This window comes from uncultured Demequina sp. (genome assembly GCF_913055775.1).
Lineage (GTDB): Bacteria > Actinomycetota > Actinomycetes > Actinomycetales > Demequinaceae > Demequina.
This window is the reverse complement of the sequence record NZ_CAJXJX010000045.1, coordinates 1-19010: the sequence shown is the minus strand read 5'-3', so window position 1 is coordinate 19010 and position 19010 is coordinate 1. Positions and strand designations below refer to the sequence as shown.

The window sequence follows — 19010 nt, the reverse complement described above, 5'->3', positions numbered from 1 at the left end:
GCTCGAGCGTGGCCGTGAGCGTCGATGCCGGCCGCGCCTCGGGAGGCGCCCACGCGCTGTCGTCGAACCCGGGCCGGTCCCACCCAGCCGGCACGCGGCGTGCGTCGTAGGTCTCGCCCTCGTACAGTCCCGCGCGCACCGCCGGGCCCAGCGTCGTGCGCCACGCATCGCCGAGCGGGACGATGCGGGTGTCGCCGGCCGCGTCCGTCACCTCAAGCTGGGCCAGCAGGCCCACGTGCTCGCCGTACACGTTCCACCGACCGCCATCGAAGCCGATGTTGCCGCGGAACCAGCCGTCCGCGACCTCCGCGCCCAGGACGTTCTCGCCCGCGCGCAGCAGCGCGGTGACGTCGTGCACGCGGTACCGCAGGCGCGTGTCGTAGCTGGTCCACCCGGGCGCCAGGTGCTCGTCGGACACGGCGCTGCCGTTGAGTCCGGCGACCACGAGGCCCTGGGCAGTGAGATACAGACGGGCCGATGCGGGGGCCGCCTCGAGCTCGAAGGCGGCACGGAGGAGAAACGAGGGTCGCGTCTGCGTGGTTGCGGACGCCGAAGGCACCACCAGAGGTTCGCTCCAGTCGTCGCGCTCGTAGAGCGCTCCCTCCAGCGCGAGGGGCGCGGACCAGTCGGACCACTCCCCTGAAATCTGCGCTCGCACGGCGACCTGCACCCGCTCACGCGACTCGAGCGGCGAGAACGGCCACGCGACGAGCACCTGCTCGTCCCCGCCGACCGACGCGACCTCGGCGTCTCCACGGCCGGTGAGCCGCACTTCGGCGCGTTCGGGCGCATCGGCCGACTCGACCGTCCAGCTGAGGCGAGGCGCACGGGTCGAGGCGCCCAGCGCATCGGCCCTGTACTCGGCCCGGAGCCCCGAGATGGCGGTCATCCCTTCACCGCGCCCGAGGTCAGTCCGGTCATCACCTTCTTGTTGAGGAAGATGTACAGCGCGAGCGTCCCGAACACCGTCACCGAGATGCCGGCGAACAGCGGGCCGTAATTCACGGCGCCGTACTGACCCGTGAAGTTCAACAGACCCACCTGGATGGTGCGAAGGTCAGCGCTCGTCACGAACGTCAGGGCGATCAGCAGGTCGTTCCACAGGAAGAAGAACTGCACGAGTGCCACAGTGAAGATCGCGTTGCGCACCAGGGGCAGCGTGACGTTCGCGAAGATGCGCCAGATGCTTGCTCCGTCGAGCGTGGCGGCCTCGAAGACCTCTCGCGGAATGCCGCGCATGAAGGTCGCCAGCATGAACACAGTGAGCGGCAGCCCGATCGCCGTGTAGGTGATGATGAGCGGCCAGATCGTGCTGGTGATGCCGATCTGGTAGTACACCGTGAACAGCGGCAGCAGGATCATCTGCGTGGGCACCATGATCCCGGCCAGGAACAGGATGAGCACGACGGACCGGCCCTTCCACACCAGCACCTGCAGGGCGAATGCCGCAGCGGAGCCGAAGATCAGCACCAGCGCCAGCGCGGGGAACACCGCGATGATCGAGTTCCTGATGTAGGTGCCGAGTCCGCCGTCGACGAACGCGGAGACATAGTTGTCGAAGTTCCACTGCTGCGGCAGCGCCCAGAACGGCTCGGACAGGAACTCGGGCTGGGTCTTGAAGGAGCCCATCAGGATCCACAGCATCGGATACACGACGGTCAGAAGCACCAGGCCGATGCCGATCCACCCGGGCACCCGGCGCAGACGGTTCTTGAGCGGGCGGCGGCTACGACGGCCGCGAGCCCTGGGCTCGGCGGCGGTCGTGGTGGGCGCGGAGGTCATTCGGTCACGTCCCTTCGCAACGAACGGAAGATGAACACGGTGACGATCAGGCACAGGATCGTCAGCACGAAGGCCACGGTGCTGCCGTAGCCGTACTCGCCGTAGGCGAAGGACGTCCGGAACATGTAGAGGGTCAGGGGCGTCGTCGCGGTCCCCGGGCCGCCGTTGGTCAGCGCCACGATCGAGTCGAAGACCTTGAGCGTGCCGTTGATGGAGAAGATCAAGGCTGAGAGCAGCACGGGCAGCGACAGCGGCACCACGATGCGGCGCACCAGCTTCCAGCCGCTCGCCCCGTCGATGCGGGCGGACTCCATGACGTCCTGGGGGATCTCGACCAGCCCTGCGTAGAGCAGCACCGCGTAGAAGCCCATGGAGCGCCACACGTCCATGGCGATCACGATCCAGAAAGCCGTGGTCGGGGTGCCGAGGAAGTCGGTGAGGTCTCCACCGAGCCACTGCAGGATCGTATTGACGGGACCCTCGGTGGGTGCGGCCTCGAACATGCGCGAGAACATCAGCGCGACCGCGACCGTCGGGAGGATCACCGGGAAGAAGATCGTCGTGCGGACCAGCGACGACTTGTTCTGCAGGAAGAAGATGTAGAAGAGAGCGAGCCCGTAGCCGGCGGCGACCTGCAGCACCGTCATGACCACGGCATAGCGCAGCGTGAAGAGCAGGGCGTCGATCGCCGTGTCGTCCTGGAAGAACTCGATCCAGTTCGAGAATCCGACGAACTCGAAGCCGGAGATCGCATTGCCTGACTGGAACGTGTAGGTGACCGACCACATGATCGGGATCACCATCACGAAGGTGTAGACCGCGAGCGCCGGCGTGAGCATCACGGCGGTGGCCATGCGGTTGCGGAAGAGCTTCTCCACAGTGCGTCCTTGCGTAGTGAGGGGGGAGATCGGGTTGCGGGAGTCGTGCCCCGGGCCGTGGCCCGGGGCACGACTCCGGAGGGTCAGCCGTTCGCGGCCTGGACCAGCTCCATGAACTCTGCACCCGAGAGCGAGCCGTTGGCGAGTCCACCACCGTTGGTCTGCGACACCGTGGTGCCCTCAGCCGAGAACGCGGCCTCGAACCACAGCACCGAGCCGGCTGCGTTCGCGATCTGGTCCTGCACCATGGTGGTCAGCTCAGACTGGTCGGCGGGGGTCTCGCTCAGCGAGAAGCCCGTCACCTGGCCCGACTCCGCGAGCGCCACGTCGCCGTAGTTCTCGGCGATGCACGCCAGCCACTCGCCGATGTCATCGGTGTAGTGCGAGGCGCTGAACATGACGGGGATGCCGGCGTTCGCGGGCGTCTCGTCGATGCTGCCGGCGCCGCCCTCGACCTCGGGGAACGGGAAGTAGCCGATGTTCTCGGCACCGATCTGGTTCTGCTCGGGGTCGTTGAAGTTGCCGAGCGCCCAGCTGCCCATGTAGAACATGGCACCGCCGCCGGTGAGGAACTGGTTCATCGCCGTGTTGTAGTCGACCGAACCGGGAGCGGCACCGAAGTAGCCGGCGTCGCCCAGAGCCGAGATCGCGTCGGCAGACTCGACGTACTCGGGGTCGGTCAAACTCGCCGCGCCATCGGCGACCTGCTGCAGCGCGTCCGCGCCCAGCGAGCGGAAGATGTGGTTGCCCACGAGGCGCGTGACGGGCCAGCCGTCCGAGCCCGCGGCGATGAACGGCTGAATTCCGGCGTCGTTCAGCGTGGCGGCGACGTCGACGAGCTCCGTCCACGTCGAGGGAACGTCGACTCCGGCCTCGTCGAAGAGGGTCTCGTTGAACCAGAAGCCCTCGATGTTGTACTCGGTGGGAAGCGCGTAGAGGTCGTCGGTCTGGTGCAGCTGCTTCAACGTCGCCTCAGCGGCCGGGAGGACGGCACCCTCGACGCCGAGCTCGGCGAACGCCTCCGAGAGGTTGAGCACCAGGCCGGCGTCGACGAACTCCTTCATGAGCGACGGCGTGCCTGCCGCCATCGACATGTTGGAGAGGGCGTCGTTGCCCGCGAGGACCTGGAGCTGCTGGTCCCACGTGGTGCCGTCGATCGCGTCGGTGGACAGCGGGGTCCCGTCGGCCGCCGCCGAGCAAGCGCCGACCTCGAGCGACTCGAGCGTCGCGGCGATGGTCGTGTTCTGGGTCTGGCCCAGGTAGGTGAACTCCTCGCTGGTGGTGCCGGCGGGCTCCTCCGAGCCCGTGTCACCCGATGCGGTGGGGTCCGCGTCGCCGTCGTCGCCTCCTGAGCATGCGGCGAGGGTCAGGATTCCCGCGCCGGCGAGCGCAACTGCGCTGAGCGCCCGGCGACCGGTACGTCGGTTGCTGATCACGATTCCTCCTTGAAAGGTGAGAGGCGCCACTGCTTTGAAGCGCTTCAACCGTCACTGTAGACATGCGACCACGCCCCGTCAAACCCCGGCACCCCGTTCGTAACTGAAACGTGACACTGGCGAGGCTTCCTGCTCAACGTCGCATCGATTCGACTGGCGAGCAGGGCGACCGGCCGACCAATAAAACGCTTCACACGTGCCGCCTCCCGTCCCTGCCGGCTCGAGCAGCAGGTCAGGGCCGAACGGTGCTGTTCCTCACGACGAGAGATGGCTCGAGGTCGATGGCGCTGTGGTCGTGATCGTCGTTCGCGAGCTCGTCAAGGACGAGTCCTGCACCGGCGTAGCCCATCGCCTCGCCCGGCTGAGCCACCGTGGTGAGGGGTGTGGGACTGTCCCAGGACGCCTGGTTGTCGTCGTAGCCCACGATCGCGAAGTCCTCGGGGATGCGCAGGGAGGTCCGGGAGCGCACTGCTTGGGCGATGCCGGCCGCCACGAGGTCTGCCATCGCGAACACGGAATCGATCTCCCCTGCCTCGATGCGAGGCACCAGAGCGAGGCCCGCGGCGAATCCGTGCGCACGCGTGAGCCCCTCGACGGCGTGCACAGCCGCCGCGCTCGCCTGATGGCTCGCGAGAACAGCGTCGAAGCCGCGCCGACGTTCGATGATGGGCTGAAGGGTCGCCGGCACATCGATGACGGCGATCCGGCGCCGCCCGATGTCCCACAGGTGCTCCGCCGCGATAGCGCCGCCACGGACGTTGTCGACGTGCACAGAACAGTGAGCATCGTCCTCAGCCGCGTAGTTCAGCAGCACCAACGGCGCCTCGCCGCGGTCCGCCGCCACCACCCGCCGATAATGGCGGGTGTCGTTGAGCGTCAAGAGGGTGCCCATGACGCGCGTCTCCGCGAGCATCCGCAACGCGCGCTGCTCTCGCTCAAGGTCCGCGTCCGTGTTCGCCAGCAGTACGACGGCGCCAGCCTCCGCCGCCCGCTGCTCGACCCCCCGAGCAATGTCGACGAAGAGCGAGTTGCCGAGGTCTGTCAGAACGAGCCCGAGTGCTCGCGTCGAGCCCACCGCCAGCGAGCGAGCGGGGCCATGCGGCGTGTACTGCAGCATCTCGATCGCACGCTCGACTTTGTCGCGTGTGGACTGGGTGACGCGTTCCGGGTGGTTGAGCACGTTGGACACCGTGCCCTGGGACACGCCCGCCAGTGCCGCGACATCCGCGATGCCACTGCGCTCCCGAGTCCCGGGCCTGGTTCGGCGCGGCTGCGCGCCGTTCGCATCGGTGCTCACGAGCCGCACCCTACACCGCGCTCGTCGTCTTGAACCAGGTTCAAAGCATTGCTCCTGGTAGGTCACTAACCAGGGCTTTCGGACATTTGAAGCGTCGCGAAAGCGAGAGCACCCTCGGGACCGCATGACCCTTGGCCTCGGTCAGTCAGCACGCCCCGCCGTCCGTGCAGCAGACGCCCGTCGCAGGCAGGAGCAGCTCGACTCGCGCCGCCGCGGTCGAGTCTCCGGCGATCGCCGCCGCGACCGACCGCACCTGCTCGTAGCCGGTGGCAAGCAGGAAGGTCGGCGCGCGGCCGTAGCTCTTCATCCCGACCACGTAGAGCCACTCCTCGGGATGCGAGAGCACCTCGGCGCCGTGAGGCTCCACAGTGCCGCAGCTGTGGATCGTCGGGTCAATCAGCGGTGCGAGACGCACCGGGCACTCGAGCGCAGCGTCGAGCTCTAGTCGCACTTCGCGCAGCATGTCCAGATCGGGTCGGAAGCCTGTGGCGCCGGCCACCGCGTCGACTGTGAGCCGCCGCTCCCCCGTCTCGTCCGCGGCGATCACGTCAAGCCGCCCATCATCGGCGGGCTCGACACGCGACACCTCGAAGGCGCGCTCGAAGCGCACCAGCCCCGCGTCGACGGCCTCGCGCAGTCGCGTGCCCAGCGCCCCGCGCTCGGGGAGCTCATCTGCATCCTCGCCGCCGAACAGCCGACGTGCGGATCGCCCGCGGATAGCCCAGATCACCTCCGTGCCGGGCTCGTCTCGCGCGAGCTCGACCAGCGAGAGCAGCGTGTTCGCCGCGGAGTGGCCCATGCCGATCACGAGCGTCGTCCTGCCTGCGACACGCGCGCGGTCCGCTCCCAGCACATCGGGCAGAGGCCCGAGCATCCATGGCGCAGCCTCCGCCTCACCCGGCGCCGCCAGCCCGGATGCGCCGATCGGATTGGGCGTGGTCCACGTGCCCGAGGCGTCGATCACGGCGGCCACACGCACGTCGCTCACGCCACTCTCAGTCTCGACGCGCACCACCAGCGGCCGCCGTTCGCGTCCGAGAGTCCTGGTCTTGTCGACGCCCTCGCGCATCACCGCCGTGACGCGTGCGCCGTAGCGGATGCGCGGCGCGAGACGAGGCGTCGCGGCAAGCGGCTCGAGGTACTCGCGCACCAGTTCCGCGCCGGTGGGGCTGCGGTCGAGGTCCGGCTCCGTCCATCCCGACTCCTCGAGCAGGCGACGCGCGGCGGCATCGATGTCGTAGCGCCACGGCGAGAACAGGCTGACATGGCCCCACTCGCGGATCGAGGCGCCAGCCGCGGGGCCAGCCTCGAGCACGAGCGGACGCTTGCCGCGCTCGAGCAGATGCGCCGCGGCCGCGAGCCCCACGGGGCCCGCGCCGATGACGGCCACGGGAAGGGAATCATCAAGAAGAGAGATCACAACCAGCATTATTAACAGCCGATGCTGTTAATAGCAACCGCATGTGTCACACTGAGGGCATGGCCACCTCGATCGACGTCGCCCTGCTCCCAACCTCCGGCGCCGAACGCGCCCGCGCGGATGCAGAGCAGCTCGCTCCGCTGCTCAAGGCGCTCGCCGACCCCACGCGCCTGCACCTCGTCATGCTGCTGGCGCAGGAGCCACGTACGGTACGAGAGCTCACCGACGCGACCGGACTGACGCAGACGCTCGTCAGCCACCACCTCGCACCGCTGCGAGATCAGGGCCTGGTCACCATTACCCCGCGGGGTCGCGCGAATGTGTACTCGCTGTGCTGCGAGGCGCTTGGCGCTCCGGTGCGGGCACTCGCCACCGTCGCCAGCACTACCCCGGCCGGCCAGCAGGCCTGCTGCACGCCGTAGCGGGACTCAGCCCGCGCATCGGCCGAACGTGGGCGGCCGCCCCGCCCGCGCATCGGCCGTCAACCAGGCAGGCGCCTCAGCGCCGCAGCATTCGCGGCACTACCAGCACCAACGCTGCCCCAGCGATGACCTCCGCGAGAGCGAAGCCTGGCGTGTCGACCACGTCTCCCAGGACGCGGCGCGCGCTCTTGTGAACGATCCCGCCCTTCACGCGACCGTCCTCAGTCCGCGGCATCGCGAGCGAGACCACGCCGTGGTTGAGCAACGTGAGCCCCGCAGTGCGGGAGACGGTGATGGTGATCTTTGATCCGGCCATGTCTCAGTCTCCCAGAACGATCGCGAGCGACGCGAGCTCGTCCTCGGTGAGGTCGATCTCGGCGGCACCGGCGGAGTCCAAGATCGAGCTCGGACGTGACGCGCCGGGGATCGGGATGACGACGTCGGAGAGCGACAGCTCCCACGCCAGCACGGCCTGCTGGGGCGAGATCCCGCGCGCGTCCGCGACGTCCTGGAAGGGCTTGTGCAGCGTGCCCACGTCCGCGGCCGAGCGGATCCCTCCCAGGGGACTCCACGGCAGGAAGGCAACGTCCAGCTCCGCGCACAGCTCGAACTCGGGGTAGCTGGAGACGAACTTGGGCGAGAACTGGTTCTGAACGCTCGCGAGACGCCCGCCCAGCACCTCGTTGGCCTCGCGGATCTGCGCAGGGTTCGCGTTGGAGATACCGGCCATTTGGATCACGCCCTCGTCGAGCAGCTCTGCGAGCGCGCCGATCGAGTCCGCGTAGGGCACGTTGGGGTCCGGGCGGTGGTGCTGGTGCAGACCGATGGCCTCGACACCCAGCCGCTGCGCCGAAGCCTTCGCCGCCTGCTTGAGGTAGGCAGGGTCGCCGTTCTGGTACCACGAGCCGTCGCCTGGCCGCAGGGAACCCGCCTTGGTGGCGATCAGCACCTGGTCACGCACGGCGGCATCCGGGTAGGCCGCGACGGCGCGCGCGATGAGGGACTCGTTGTGCCCCACCTCGCCCGGGTCGCGGTGGTACGCGTCCGCGGTGTCGATCAGGGCGACGCCCGCATCGAGTGCGGCGTGGATGGTCGCGACGGCGCGGGCCTCGTCCGGGCGGCCCTCGATCGACATGGGCATGCCGCCCAGTCCGATCGCACTGACGGTGCGGTCGCCGATCCGGCGCTGCTGCATGGGAACTCCTCGTGGGTGGGGTGGTCCACGATCGAAGGTAGCGGGTGGGCTCCGGGGAGCCAAGCCGGGCCGCGTGGTGCCGCGGCGCAGACGGCGCGCGTACCGCAGGCACCGCCGCGCCTACTCGGCGACCGCGACCTCCAGGGGCCCCACGGTCGGCGTCCCGATGACCGCGCCCTCGCTCAGCCGCACCAGACAGTGCGCGTAGGTGTCGTCGTCGAGGCGCCACACCACCGCGGCAGAGCCTGACCCCGACTCCGAATAATCCGCGCCGAAGCCGCGAAGCCCGTCCTGCTGCTCATCGGTGAGCTCGTCGAACGGCACCGCCTCGCCATGGGTCTCGGCGACGGCGTAGTAGTCGAGCATCTCGTCGGGCTCGTAGATCTCGCCGCTGACGATCGCGGGTCCGTCGGTCTCGGCGTATACCGTCTCGCACGCCTCGACCATGGCGCCCTCGACCTCGCTCGGGCCGTCGGTGAACAGCGTCCAGCCGAACGCGAGCCCAAGTACCAGGACCGCAACTCCACCCGCAGCCGCTACCGGCACCCAGGTGCGCGGACGCTCGGGCCTCTCCTCAGACATGCGACCAGCCTACGATGGCGTCATGGACGCCTGGGACGACCTGCGCACGAGCAAGAAACTGGGCCTCGCGCTCGGCGGTGGCGGCGTGCTCGGAGCCGCCCACGTGGGCGTCCTGCAGGTCCTGAAGGAGCGCGGGCTGCGGCCCACCGTCATCGCCGGCACCTCGGCGGGCTCGGTCATCGGCGCCGCGCACGTGATCGGCATCGATCCGTACGACCTCGAGGAGCGGGTGTGCCGGTCCTCCTGGGGGACCTTCGGCAGCTTCACCGCCAAGCCCGGGCTGGGCCTGATGACGGCCGATGCGCTGCGCGAGACCGTTCGCCGCGTCGCCGGGGAGATACGGATCGAGGACATGCCGATGCGCTTCGCGGCGGTAGCCGCGGACGCCGACGCTCACGAGGCCGTGGTGCTCGATCACGGACCGCTGCAGGAGGCTCTCGCGGCATCGATCGCGGTGCCCGGGGTCTTCCGGCCCGTGCACATTGACGGGCGCACACTCATCGACGGCGGCGTGGTGCAGAATCTCCCCATCGAGGCCGCGTTCGGCCTGGGCGCGGATCACGTGATCGCGGTGCGGCTCGCGCCGGAGTGGGACGGGGTGGGCGGAGTCGACACGTCGCTGCAGGTCCACGAGTGGGTGATCCATCCCGACGTCACCCTGATCCGCCCGATCCTCGAGCACCGGTCCCAGTGGCTGCCGCGAGACCTGCCGGGTCTCATCGCGTTGGGCCGCGAGGCGGCCGAGCGCGCACTCGCCGACTATCCCGTCGTCAACGAGCCTCCACTGCGCGACGAGCCCATCATGCCGCCGGAAGATGAGGGAACGCCTGGGCAACCGCGGGGTATCGCACGGTTCCTGCATCGACATTGAGACCTCGCGCGAGCGCCGGGTCTGCGACGAGCGCCTGGGCGGCGCCGGCCGCGAGCGCCTCGACGTAGGGAAAGGTCACGTGCGTCAGTGCCGCCGTCGAGGTGGCGCCGACCGCGCCAGGCATGTTCGCCACGCAGTAAAACGTCGAGTTCGCCACCCGATAGACAGGGTCGTCGTGCGTGGTGGGGCGGGAGTCCTCGAAGCATCCCCCCTGGTCGATCGCGATATCAACCAGAACGGAGCCGGGCCTCATGCGCGCGACGGTCGCATGGCTGACCACCTTGGGCGCCGGGCGACCGGGCACGAGCACCGCGCCCACGATGAGGTCCGCCTCGAGCGCCTCGCGCTCGACCGCCTCCGGGGTCGACACGACCGTACGGACGCGCTCCCCGTGCTGTGCCTTGACCGCGGCGAGGCGACGTTCGTCGAGGTCCAGCACCACAGCATCGGCCCCCATGGCGACCACCTGCGCGAGTGCCGCGGAGCCCGCGACTCCCCCGCCGATCACCACGACGCGAGCGCCGGGCACCCCCGGCGCACCCGGCAGCAGCACTCCCCTGCCGCCCTGCGGGCTGAGCAGGTGGTGGGCACCTTCGGTCGCGGCCAGCCGGCCTGCAATGACACTCATGGGGGTGAGCAGCGGCAGCGAGCCGTCCTCGAGCTGGACGGTGTCGTACGAGAACGCCGTGGTGCCGGCATCGACGAGGGCTCGCGCGAGTGGCTCGTTCGCGGCGAGGTGCAGGAACGTGAACAGGACGTTGTCGCGCAGCAGCCGGTACTCGGCGGGGACGGGCTCCTTGACCTTGAGCACCAGGTCGCGATCCCAGGCGCCCTCGGTGCCGACGATGGTCGCGCCGGCCGCGCGATAGTCATCGTCAGGGAGGAATGCCGCGGCGCCCGCGCCCGCCTCGATCGCGACCTCGTGGCCCTGGGCAGTCAGGAGCGCCGCCCCCTCCGGGGTGAGCGCCACGCGCGTCTCGCGGTTCTTGGTCTCCTTCGGCACGCCGATGCGCATGTCGCCTCCTGTCTCGCGCCGCATGAGGGATCGCCCCATGAGCCGCTCGTCACGGCTCCGGGTCGCGGTGCCGTGTTCCCTGGTTCCAGCCTGCTACTCGCGGGCTCTCTTGCCAACAGGTGCGTACGGCGCGCCTGGTGGCCGCACGGCCTGTTCGCCGCGCCGCCTGCGCCCGCGCCACCGGTGCGCCGCGCCACCCCTTCTACACACACCTGGGACGGAAGTGAGCGTTGTGACGCAGGTGCACACCCACGGGCCCCATGAGTCACATGCGCACCAGGCGTGTGTAGAACGGGTCGGCACCCTCCCGCCGGCAGGTGTGACGACCGTGCGCGCCCCATCGGCGCAGCAGCCATGACGGATCGGGATCGGCGCCTGGGACCTTGTGCCCGCGTATGCCGCGCGTGCGTGTGATTGAATCGTTTCATACGCCGGCGATGACGCCGCGCCGACACCCAAGGAGACCGACATGACCGACCCGAAGCCCACCCTCGACGAGCTCATCGAGCAGATCGGCGAGTCCGGAGCCCGCATCTGCGACATCGACGCCTCGGAGGCCGGCGCCGGCAACATCTCCGTCTACATGGGCTGGGACGTCGAGGTGCGCCGCCATTTCCCCAACGCCGAGGAGATCGAGCTGCCCGTCCCCGCGCCGTCGCTCGCCGGTGGAACGGTGCTCGCGACCGGCTCGGGGCGCCGTCTGCGCCAGATCGAGCGCGAGCCGCTCGCGTCGATCGGCGCTGTGAAGGTGCACGAGGGCGGCCTCACCGGCACGCTCTACACCTCGAACACCCGTCGCTTCCAGCGCCTGACGTCCGAGTTCAACTCGCACCTGGCTGTGCACGAGGACCAGGTGGCCGCCCGCGGCATCGACTTCCAGGCCGTGGTGCACGCCCAGCCCCCGCACCTCACCTACCTGAGCCACATCCCCGCCTACCGCGACACCGAGCGCATGAACCGCGCGATCCTGCGCTGGGAGCCGGAGACCATCGTGTCGCTGTCCGACGGCATCGGCGTGCTGGAGTTCATGATCCCCGGGTCGCAGGAGATGGGTGACGCGAACGTCGCCGGCCTGCGCGAGCACGAGATCACGCTGTGGTCCAAGCACGGCACGATGTCCCGCTCGGACATCTCGGTCTACCGGGCCGTGGACCGCGTCGAGTACGCGGAGACGGGCGCCAAGTACGAGTACATGGACCTCGTGGCCGGCAGCCGCGCCGAGGGCTTGTCCCGCGAGGACATCGCGACAGTCGCGAACACGTTCGGCATCACGTCACGCTGGCTCTGAGCTTCCCCAGGAGGGGACATCCCGGACCCCATCCCCCGCACGGGTGAGGGATGTCCCCCTCCGCAGGCCGCCACGAAGCACCCGTGCGGCCGATGCGCGCGCACCCTTGCGCTTCATACGCTTCCAGGCATGACGTCCACCGCGGACGTCGGGAAGCACTGAAGCCAAGGAGAAGCCATGACCTCGACCACGCGCCACCGCATCCTCGGAGCGGCAGCCCTCGGAGCGGCAGTCGCAACACTTGCCGGCTGCTCGTTCGTCGGCACCGACCTCGACGGGGTCACAGACACCGAGAGCCGCGCCGTCGACGCGTTCGACCGCGTGGAGGTCAACGGCTCGAGCGACGTCGACATCGTCGTGGGCAAGGAGCGCTCGGTCATGGTGACCGGGGACACCGCGCTGCTCGACCGCGTCCTGACCCTGGACGGCCCGGACGGCATCTGGGGCTGGACCGCCAGTGACGTGCACTACGCGATCACGGTGCCGGCCCTGACCGACCTCGAACTGTCCGGCTCCGGCGACATCTCGGTCACCGGGGTGGACTCCAGCGCGCTCGGCGTCGAGCTCAGCGGCTCGGGCGATATCCAGCTCGCGGGCACGACCGACGAGCTGCGGCTCGAGATCGACGGCTCCGGCCGCATCGAGGCCGCGCGCCTCGCCGCCCACGACGCGACGGTCGACCTGTCGGGGTCGGGAGACGTCACCGTGAACGCGGACACCACCCTCGACGTCGAGGTCTCGGGCTCCGGCGAGGTCACATACCTCGGCACCGCATCGGTGTCCACGGAGATGAGCGGGTCGGGCGAGGTGCGCGCCGGGGAGTAACCAGGGCTGACCGGCCGTACGCTGGCGCTCATGAACGACCTCATTCACCTGCGCGACGCGGGCGTCTCCCTGATCGTCGACCTACGCGACGGCCGCCTTCCCCGCATCCTCCACTGGGGTGAGGACCTGGGCGATATCGATGGACGCGCGCTCGAGCAGCTCGCGATCGCATCCGTCGAGCCCGTCGTGATCGGCGAGTTGGACACCCGGCACGCGGTGTCGATCCTCCCTGAACCGTCGTGGGGCTGGCGGGGGACGCCCGGCCTCGAGGGGCATCGCGACGGCCGCGACCACTCGACGCGCTTCGCCGTCACCGAGACGTCGCACAGCGACGTGGGCACGGCCGATGCGCGGGTCCAGCGGGTCACGGCCACTGCGGCCGATGCGGTGGCCGAGCTGGAGCTCGGCGTCACCGTCGAACTGCTGGGCACGGGCCTGGTGCGCGCACGCGCCACGGTGCGCTCGACCGGCCACGGCAGCTCCGACACGGGCGCGCCGTACACCGTCGACGCACTGAATCTGCTCCTGCCCGTACCGCGCGAGGCGGACGAGATCCTGGACTTCGCCGGCCGCTGGATCCGCGAGCGCACGCCGCAGCGTCTCGCGTTCGTCCACGGCACCCACCTGCGCGAGGGCAGGCGCGGCAAGCCCGGCCACGACACTCCCTTCGTGACCTCCGCGGGCGCCGCAGGCTTCGGGTTCCGCTCCGGGGAGATCTGGGCCACGCACGTCGCGTGGTCCGGTAACACCCGCTGGATCGCCGAACGCGGGATGCACGGCCTGGGACTGATCGGCGGCGGTGAGCTGCCCATGCCGGGAGAGATCCGGCTCGAGCCCGGCGACGAGTACACGACGCCGTGGCTCTACGGCGCGCACTCGACGGAAGGCCTGGACGGCATCTCCGCACGCTTCCACCGCCACCTGCGCTCGCTCCCGTCGCACCCGAGCGGCCCTCGGCCGGTCACTGTCAACACCTGGGAGGCCGTGTACTTCGACCACGACCACGCGAAGCTCTATGCTCTCGCGGACGCTGCCGCCGAGGTGGGCGCCGAGAGGTTCGTGCTCGACGACGGCTGGTTCCGTCACCGCCGCGCGGACAATGCCGGACTGGGCGACTGGTACGTCGATGAGGACCTCTACCCCGAGGGCCTGCGGCCGCTCGCGGACTACGTGCGCTCGAAGGGACTGGAGTTCGGGCTGTGGTTCGAGCCGGAGATGGTCAATCCGGACTCGGACCTCGCCCGCGCGCACCCGGAGTGGATCGCGCAGCCGGAGCTGGCCGCTCGGCGGGACTCCCTAGGACGGGATGCGCGTCTACCGCTCGAGGCGCGACGCCAGCAGGTTCTCGACCTCACCCACCCTGAGGCGTACGCATACATCGAAGAGCGCCTGCACGCGCTGGTCGTGGAACTCGAGCCCGCGTATCTGAAGTGGGACCACAACCGAGATCTGCTCGAGGCCGGGTCGAGCGCCACCGGGCGTGCGATCGTCCACGGACAGACCCTCGCGTTCTACCGATTGCTGGACGGGCTCCACACGGCGTTCCCCGGACTCGAGATCGAGACGTGCGCCGGTGGCGGCGGGCGCGTGGACCTCGAGGTGCTGTCGCGCACGCAGCGCATCTGGGCCTCGGACTGCAACGATCCCCTCGAGCGTCAGCGCATCCAGCGCTGGACCGCCATGCTGGTGCCGCCGGAGATGATGGGCGCCCACATCGGCCCGCCGGCAGCGCACTCGACGGGACGCTCTGCGGGGCTCGACCTGCGCGCCGGCACCGCCCTCTGGGGTCACCTGGGCATCGAATGGGACGTCTCCGGGGCCGATGCGGCCGCGCCTGAGGTGCGAGCGGCACTCCAGCAGTGGGTCGCCCTGCACCAGGAGCACCGGGACCTGCTGCACTCGGGGACCGTGGTCCGCTCGGACCTGCCGGAGCCTGGTCGGTTCCTCCACGGCATCGTCGCGCACGACGGATCCGAGGCCCTCTACGGCTTCGTGGCCACGGACTCCGTGGTCGACAACCCGGTGGGGCTCCTGCGCCTGCCGGGGCTCGACCCCGTGCGGACCTACCGGGTCGAGGGCCTGGGGCCGTTCCAGCCATCCGGGGCCGCGATGCGCGCGCCGACCGTGTGGTGGAGGGACGGTGTTGAACTCTCGGGTCAAGTGCTGGCGGCCCACGGCGTCCAGGCGCCCGGGCTCAACCCGGAGGAGATGCTGCTAATCCGCGTCCGCGCGGTGAACTGAGCAAGGAGACTGCCCACCCCCACACGAGCGAAATGGGCCCGAATCGCTCACCTAGGGGCCAAGGCGAGCGAAATGGGCCCATTTCGCTCGCGCAAGAGGGGTCGGGGGAGGCGCGTCAGCCGCGTGAACTGCGGTACACGTCGCCCGTGGACCAGTAGCCGGCGCTGTAGACACCGAGGGCATCCGTGCCCGGAAGATACTCCCAGTGCCACGGCTCCCACTTGGACGACTTCGCCCAACCGGGGTTGACCCATCCCCACGTGCGGCCGTTCTCCTCGAGCCACGACTTGGTGTAGCCGCTGGCATCGGAGCGGCACAGGTCGATCGCCAGCCCCCAGCCGTGGACGGACTTGCCCGGCGTGGCCGCGAGCCACCCCTGGGAGGCCTTGGTCGCGTACTGACCCGACAGCGTGCGGTACGAGTCCGACAGGCAGATGTCGCGCCCGAACTCCTGCTTGAAGCGGTGATTGAGCTCGGCGAAAGCCACCGCGGCGTCGTTGCGCAGCGTCTCGCCGCCGCCGATGCTGCACAGCGAGTCCTGCGTGAGGCGGCCGTTGCGCCCCTCCCAACCGACGGTCGGGTCGCAGCCCGGCAGGTACTGGCTGATGTCATACTGCGCTGCGGACGCGAGCGCGACCGCGCCATCGTAGGCATCAGGAAGAGGCAACTCAGAGGTCACCAGCTGCGGGCCGTCGCCCAAGAGGGCACGAGCGGTCGAGGGCGCCTCGCCAGCGACGACGCCGGGGACGGACTCTGCCGCACCGGCGTTGGGCGTGATGGTCCCGACCATGGGGTAGACCACCATGGCGAGGATGAATCCAGCGAGAACGCCTCCGCGGGTGAGGACCTTGCGGCGCCGGTGGGTGGAACGCACCTGGATCTCCTGCGTGCGCTCGATGCGACGGACCTTGCGCGAGCGGTGCCCCGGGACGGGCGCAAGCGCGTCGGCGTCCGTGCTCACACGAGCCTCCTGGGTCCATCGTTGCCATCGTCGCGCCGGAGGATTCTCCGGAACGTTGCGTGCGATTGTAACCAAACGGTAACGGTGCTGGCCAGCCGCAGACGAAACGATGTGTCCCACACCACATGACACGGTGCGAAAGTTTCGCGTTCAGCCCCCGGATTCGCGGGCCATCTCGTCGCGAACCTCGCCCACCAGCTCCTCGAGGATGTCCTCGAGGAACACCAGTCCCTCCGAGGTGCCGTCGCTCTCGACGCTCGCCAGATGGGCGCCCGAGCTGCGCATCAGCGCGAGGATCGTCTCGACGTCCTCGTCCCGGCCCACGACCGGCAGGTCGCGCACGCGCCAGTCCTGAATGGGCTCCTCCCTCTCGCCAGGGCGCGCGAAGAGCGCATCCTTGAGGTGGAGATAGCCCACGAAGCGCCCCTGCGCGGTCACGGGCAGGCGCGAGTAGCCCGACTCCGCGACCGCCTGCTCGAACTCGTCGACGCTCACTCCGTGCGCCACCGCCGTCACCTTCGCCGCCGGCACCATCACGTCCGCCGCCTTGTGGTCGGAGAACTCGATCGCCCCCGTGAGCAGACCCGTGGGATCCGACAGCGTGCCCTCCTGATTCGAACGCTCGACGATCGAGTGCACCTCGTCCGCGGTGAACGCGCTGGTGACCTCGTCGCGCGGCTCGACGCCGACCATCCGCAGCAGGCAGTTCGCGATCCAGTTCAGGGCGCCGACCACGGGTCGCAGCACGCGCGAGATCCACACCAGCGGCGGGCCGAAGACCAGGGCGGCGCGGTCGGGGCGGGAGACGGCCGCGTTCTTGGGCACCATCTCGCCCACCACCACGTGCAGACCCACCACGATCACCAGCGCCACCGCGACGGCCACCGCATGGGCCGCGCCCTCGGGGAGCCCCCACTCGTGGAATGGCCCTTCGAGGGCGTGCGCGATCGCGGGCTCGGCCACGACTCCCAGAGACACCGAGCACACGGTGATGCCCAACTGTGCGCACGCCAGCATCAGGGACACGTTCTCCATCGCCCACAGCACGGAGCGGGCGGCGCGGGACCCTTCCTCCGCGAGAGGCTCGATCGAGCTGCGACGCGCGGAGATGACGGCGAACTCGGCGCCGACGAAGAAGGCATTCGCGAGCAGCAGTCCGACGACCGCGGCGACCATCCCCAGGCTCATGACTCGTCACCGGCCTCGGACACGACCGGCGTGAGCCGCACGCGGTCGATGCGCCGCCCGTCCATCCGCTCGACGCGGATCAACGCGTCGTCGCACGCGACCTCGTCGCCCACCTCCGCGACGCGTCCGAGCCGCGCCATCACGAAGCCCGCGACCGTCTCGTACGCAGGCGACTCGGGCACGCACAGCGCGGTCGCTTCCTCCACCTCGTCGGGCCTCAGGTCGCCGGGCACCACCCACGCGCCCCCGGGCGTGCGGTGGGCCGCCACGCGGCGGCGATCGTGCTCGTCCGCGACCTCGCCCACCAGCTCCTCGACCACGTCCTCGAGCGTCACCAGCCCCGCCGTGCCCCCGTACTCGTCCACCACGACGGCGCATTGCGGCCCGGCCTCGCGCAGCTCGACCAGCAGCGGCCGCATGGACATCGTCTCGGGCACGGTGGGCGCTTCGACCATGAGCTCGGCGACAGGCGTGCTCTCGCGCTCGTGGAAGGGCACCGCGATCGCAGCACGCAGGTGCACCATGCCGAGGACGTCGTCGATCCCGTAGCCGAGCACCGGAAACCGCGAGTGACCGCTCGCCCGCGCCAGGGCCAGGACGTCCGCGGCGCTGGCGTCACGCGCGAGCGTCTGCATGCGGGTGCGGTCGGTCATGACGTCGATCGCGGTGAGGTCGTCGAGCTCGATGGTGTTCTTGAGGAGCAGAGCCGTCGACGGCGCGAGGGTGCCGGCCTCGGCGGAGCGCCGCACCAGCGCGGCGAGCTCCTGCGGCGACCGCCCTCCGGACAGCTCCTCGCGCGGCTCGATCCCCATGAGCCGCAGGATCCCGTTCGCACTGCGGTTGAGCAGGGAGATCAGCGGGCGCAGCGAAGCGGTGAACGCCAGCATCCACGGCGCGACCACGCGCGCAGTGCGACCGGGGTCCGCGAGCGCCGCGTTCTTGGGCACCAGTTCGCCCACGATCATCGAGAAGGCGTTCACGAGCACGAGCGACACGGCGCCCGCGATGCCGGCGACGGCTCCGCGCGCGAGAGGCGTGGTCGACAGCGGCACCTCCAGGAGCGAGACCAGCGCCGGCTGGGCGGTGTAGCCCAGCAGAACCGTCGTGAGCGTGATGCCCACCTGCGCGCCGGACAGCTGCGTCGACAGCCGCTTGAGCGCGCGCCGGACGCGACGGCCAGCCCGGTCGGAGTCGTCGACGTGCGCGGGGTCGAGCGCGACCAGGGAGAACTCCGCGGCGACGAAGACCGCAGTGCCGACGGTGAGCAGGACGCCGAGTCCCACCAGCAGCCACGCCGTGGTCATGACGTATGACTGTCAGAGTCCATAGTGAGGACCAGCATAGCCACGCCTGCGCGCGCGTCGAAGGTCCCGCTACCATCGGCACGGAGTCGAGCACCCCCGGAGGATCATGGAACCGCGATCGGTCGAGGTCGCGTCGTTGACGAAGCGCTACGGCGCCGTCACCGCCGTCGACGATCTCAGCTTCGAGGCGCGGCCGGGGCGCGTGACCGGGTTCCTGGGGCCCAACGGCGCCGGAAAGTCGACCACGCTGCGCATCCTGGTGGGCCTCGTCGCGGCGAACCATGGCTCGGCGACCATCGGCGGCG

General features: G+C 69.9%; 19 protein-coding genes. 6 read left to right on the top strand and 13 right to left on the bottom strand.

Annotated elements, in window-relative coordinates; genetic code table 11:
- The 6 genes from QZ483_RS06315 to QZ483_RS06290 form a co-directional block, all read right to left on the bottom strand.
- On the bottom strand, positions 1 to 889 hold an 889-nt coding region (locus QZ483_RS06315; protein WP_297082146.1), incomplete at its 3' end, for an alpha-L-rhamnosidase N-terminal domain-containing protein.
- Positions 886 to 1782 (bottom strand): carbohydrate ABC transporter permease, encoded by an 897-nt coding sequence (locus tag QZ483_RS06310; RefSeq protein ID WP_297082145.1) that lies wholly within the window; start codon positions 1780 to 1782, stop codon positions 886 to 888. The genes QZ483_RS06310 and QZ483_RS06315, both read right to left, overlap by 4 nt.
- Positions 1779 to 2660 carry a carbohydrate ABC transporter permease gene (locus QZ483_RS06305; protein WP_297082144.1) on the bottom strand — a complete coding sequence of 294 codons (882 nt, stop codon included), beginning with the start codon at positions 2658 to 2660 and terminating at the stop codon, positions 1779 to 1781. The genes QZ483_RS06310 and QZ483_RS06305 overlap by 4 nt, the downstream gene beginning before the upstream one ends.
- 83 nt (positions 2661 to 2743) lie before the next feature.
- On the bottom strand, positions 2744 to 4096 hold the full coding sequence (locus QZ483_RS06300; protein ID WP_297082143.1) for an ABC transporter substrate-binding protein: 1353 nt from the start codon (positions 4094 to 4096) through the stop codon (positions 2744 to 2746).
- 232 nt (positions 4097 to 4328) lie between these two features.
- Positions 4329 to 5393, bottom strand: coding sequence for a LacI family DNA-binding transcriptional regulator (locus tag QZ483_RS06295; protein ID WP_297082142.1), 1065 nt, complete (start codon positions 5391 to 5393; stop codon positions 4329 to 4331).
- Positions 5394 to 5538: 145 nt separating this feature from the next.
- Positions 5539 to 6822 (bottom strand): FAD-dependent oxidoreductase, encoded by a 1284-nt coding sequence (locus QZ483_RS06290; protein WP_297082141.1) that lies wholly within the window; start codon positions 6820 to 6822, stop codon positions 5539 to 5541.
- A gap of 50 nt (positions 6823 to 6872) precedes the next feature.
- Between QZ483_RS06290 and QZ483_RS06285 the strand changes: the two genes are divergently transcribed.
- Positions 6873 to 7235 (top strand): helix-turn-helix transcriptional regulator, encoded by a 363-nt coding sequence (locus QZ483_RS06285; RefSeq protein WP_297082140.1) that lies wholly within the window; start codon positions 6873 to 6875, stop codon positions 7233 to 7235.
- A gap of 76 nt (positions 7236 to 7311) precedes the next feature.
- Here the strand turns inward: QZ483_RS06285 and QZ483_RS06280 are convergent, their stop codons facing one another.
- The 3 genes from QZ483_RS06280 to QZ483_RS06270 form a co-directional block, all read right to left on the bottom strand.
- Positions 7312 to 7551: a hypothetical protein gene (locus QZ483_RS06280; protein WP_297082139.1), complete on the bottom strand. Its 240-nt coding sequence runs from the start codon at positions 7549 to 7551 to the stop codon at positions 7312 to 7314.
- Positions 7552 to 7554: 3 nt separating this feature from the next.
- Complete coding sequence (locus QZ483_RS06275; protein ID WP_297082138.1) at positions 7555 to 8430, bottom strand: aldo/keto reductase; 876 nt, start codon at positions 8428 to 8430, stop codon at positions 7555 to 7557.
- A gap of 120 nt (positions 8431 to 8550) precedes the next feature.
- Positions 8551 to 9012, bottom strand: coding sequence for a hypothetical protein (locus QZ483_RS06270; RefSeq protein WP_297082137.1), 462 nt, complete (start codon positions 9010 to 9012; stop codon positions 8551 to 8553).
- 22 nt (positions 9013 to 9034) lie between these two features.
- On the opposite strand from QZ483_RS06270, the gene QZ483_RS06265 reads away from it, so the two are divergent.
- Entirely contained in the window at positions 9035 to 9883 is an 849-nt protein-coding gene (locus QZ483_RS06265; protein ID WP_297082136.1) for a patatin-like phospholipase family protein, read from the top strand.
- Here QZ483_RS06265 and ald read toward each other — a convergent pair.
- Positions 9813 to 10898 (bottom strand): alanine dehydrogenase, encoded by a 1086-nt coding sequence (gene ald, locus QZ483_RS06260; RefSeq protein WP_297082135.1) that lies wholly within the window; start codon positions 10896 to 10898, stop codon positions 9813 to 9815. The two genes, QZ483_RS06265 and ald, sit on opposite strands and share 71 nt — an antisense overlap.
- 469 nt (positions 10899 to 11367) lie before the next feature.
- Between ald and QZ483_RS06255 the strand changes: the two genes are divergently transcribed.
- The 3 genes from QZ483_RS06255 (at position 11368) to QZ483_RS06245 (ending at position 15252) form a co-directional block, all read left to right on the top strand.
- The gene (locus tag QZ483_RS06255) at positions 11368 to 12186 is read left to right on the top strand and encodes a class II aldolase/adducin family protein (RefSeq protein WP_297082134.1); all 819 of its coding nucleotides are present in this window, start codon (positions 11368 to 11370) and stop codon (positions 12184 to 12186) included.
- A gap of 177 nt (positions 12187 to 12363) precedes the next feature.
- The gene (locus QZ483_RS06250) at positions 12364 to 13011 is read left to right on the top strand and encodes a head GIN domain-containing protein (RefSeq protein ID WP_297082133.1); all 648 of its coding nucleotides are present in this window, start codon (positions 12364 to 12366) and stop codon (positions 13009 to 13011) included.
- A gap of 30 nt (positions 13012 to 13041) precedes the next feature.
- Positions 13042 to 15252, top strand: a complete 2211-nt coding sequence (locus QZ483_RS06245) for an alpha-galactosidase (protein WP_297082132.1) — start codon at positions 13042 to 13044, stop codon at positions 15250 to 15252.
- A 115-nt stretch (positions 15253 to 15367) separates the two neighbouring features.
- Here the strand turns inward: QZ483_RS06245 and QZ483_RS06240 are convergent, their stop codons facing one another.
- The 3 genes from QZ483_RS06240 to QZ483_RS06230 all read right to left on the bottom strand — a co-directional run bounded on the left by QZ483_RS06240 (position 15368) and on the right by QZ483_RS06230 (position 18705).
- Positions 15368 to 16213 (bottom strand): M15 family metallopeptidase, encoded by an 846-nt coding sequence (locus QZ483_RS06240; protein ID WP_297082131.1) that lies wholly within the window; start codon positions 16211 to 16213, stop codon positions 15368 to 15370.
- Positions 16214 to 16363: 150 nt separating this feature from the next.
- Positions 16364 to 17401, bottom strand: coding sequence for a hemolysin family protein (locus QZ483_RS06235; RefSeq protein ID WP_297082130.1), 1038 nt, complete (start codon positions 17399 to 17401; stop codon positions 16364 to 16366).
- Positions 17398 to 18705: a hemolysin family protein gene (locus tag QZ483_RS06230; RefSeq protein ID WP_297082129.1), complete on the bottom strand. Its 1308-nt coding sequence runs from the start codon at positions 18703 to 18705 to the stop codon at positions 17398 to 17400. The genes QZ483_RS06235 and QZ483_RS06230 overlap by 4 nt, the downstream gene beginning before the upstream one ends.
- 106 nt (positions 18706 to 18811) lie before the next feature.
- Here QZ483_RS06230 and QZ483_RS06225 point away from each other — a divergent pair.
- Positions 18812 to 19010, top strand: a 199-nt coding sequence (locus QZ483_RS06225) for an ATP-binding cassette domain-containing protein (RefSeq protein WP_297082128.1), incomplete at its 3' end; no start/stop codon positions are given.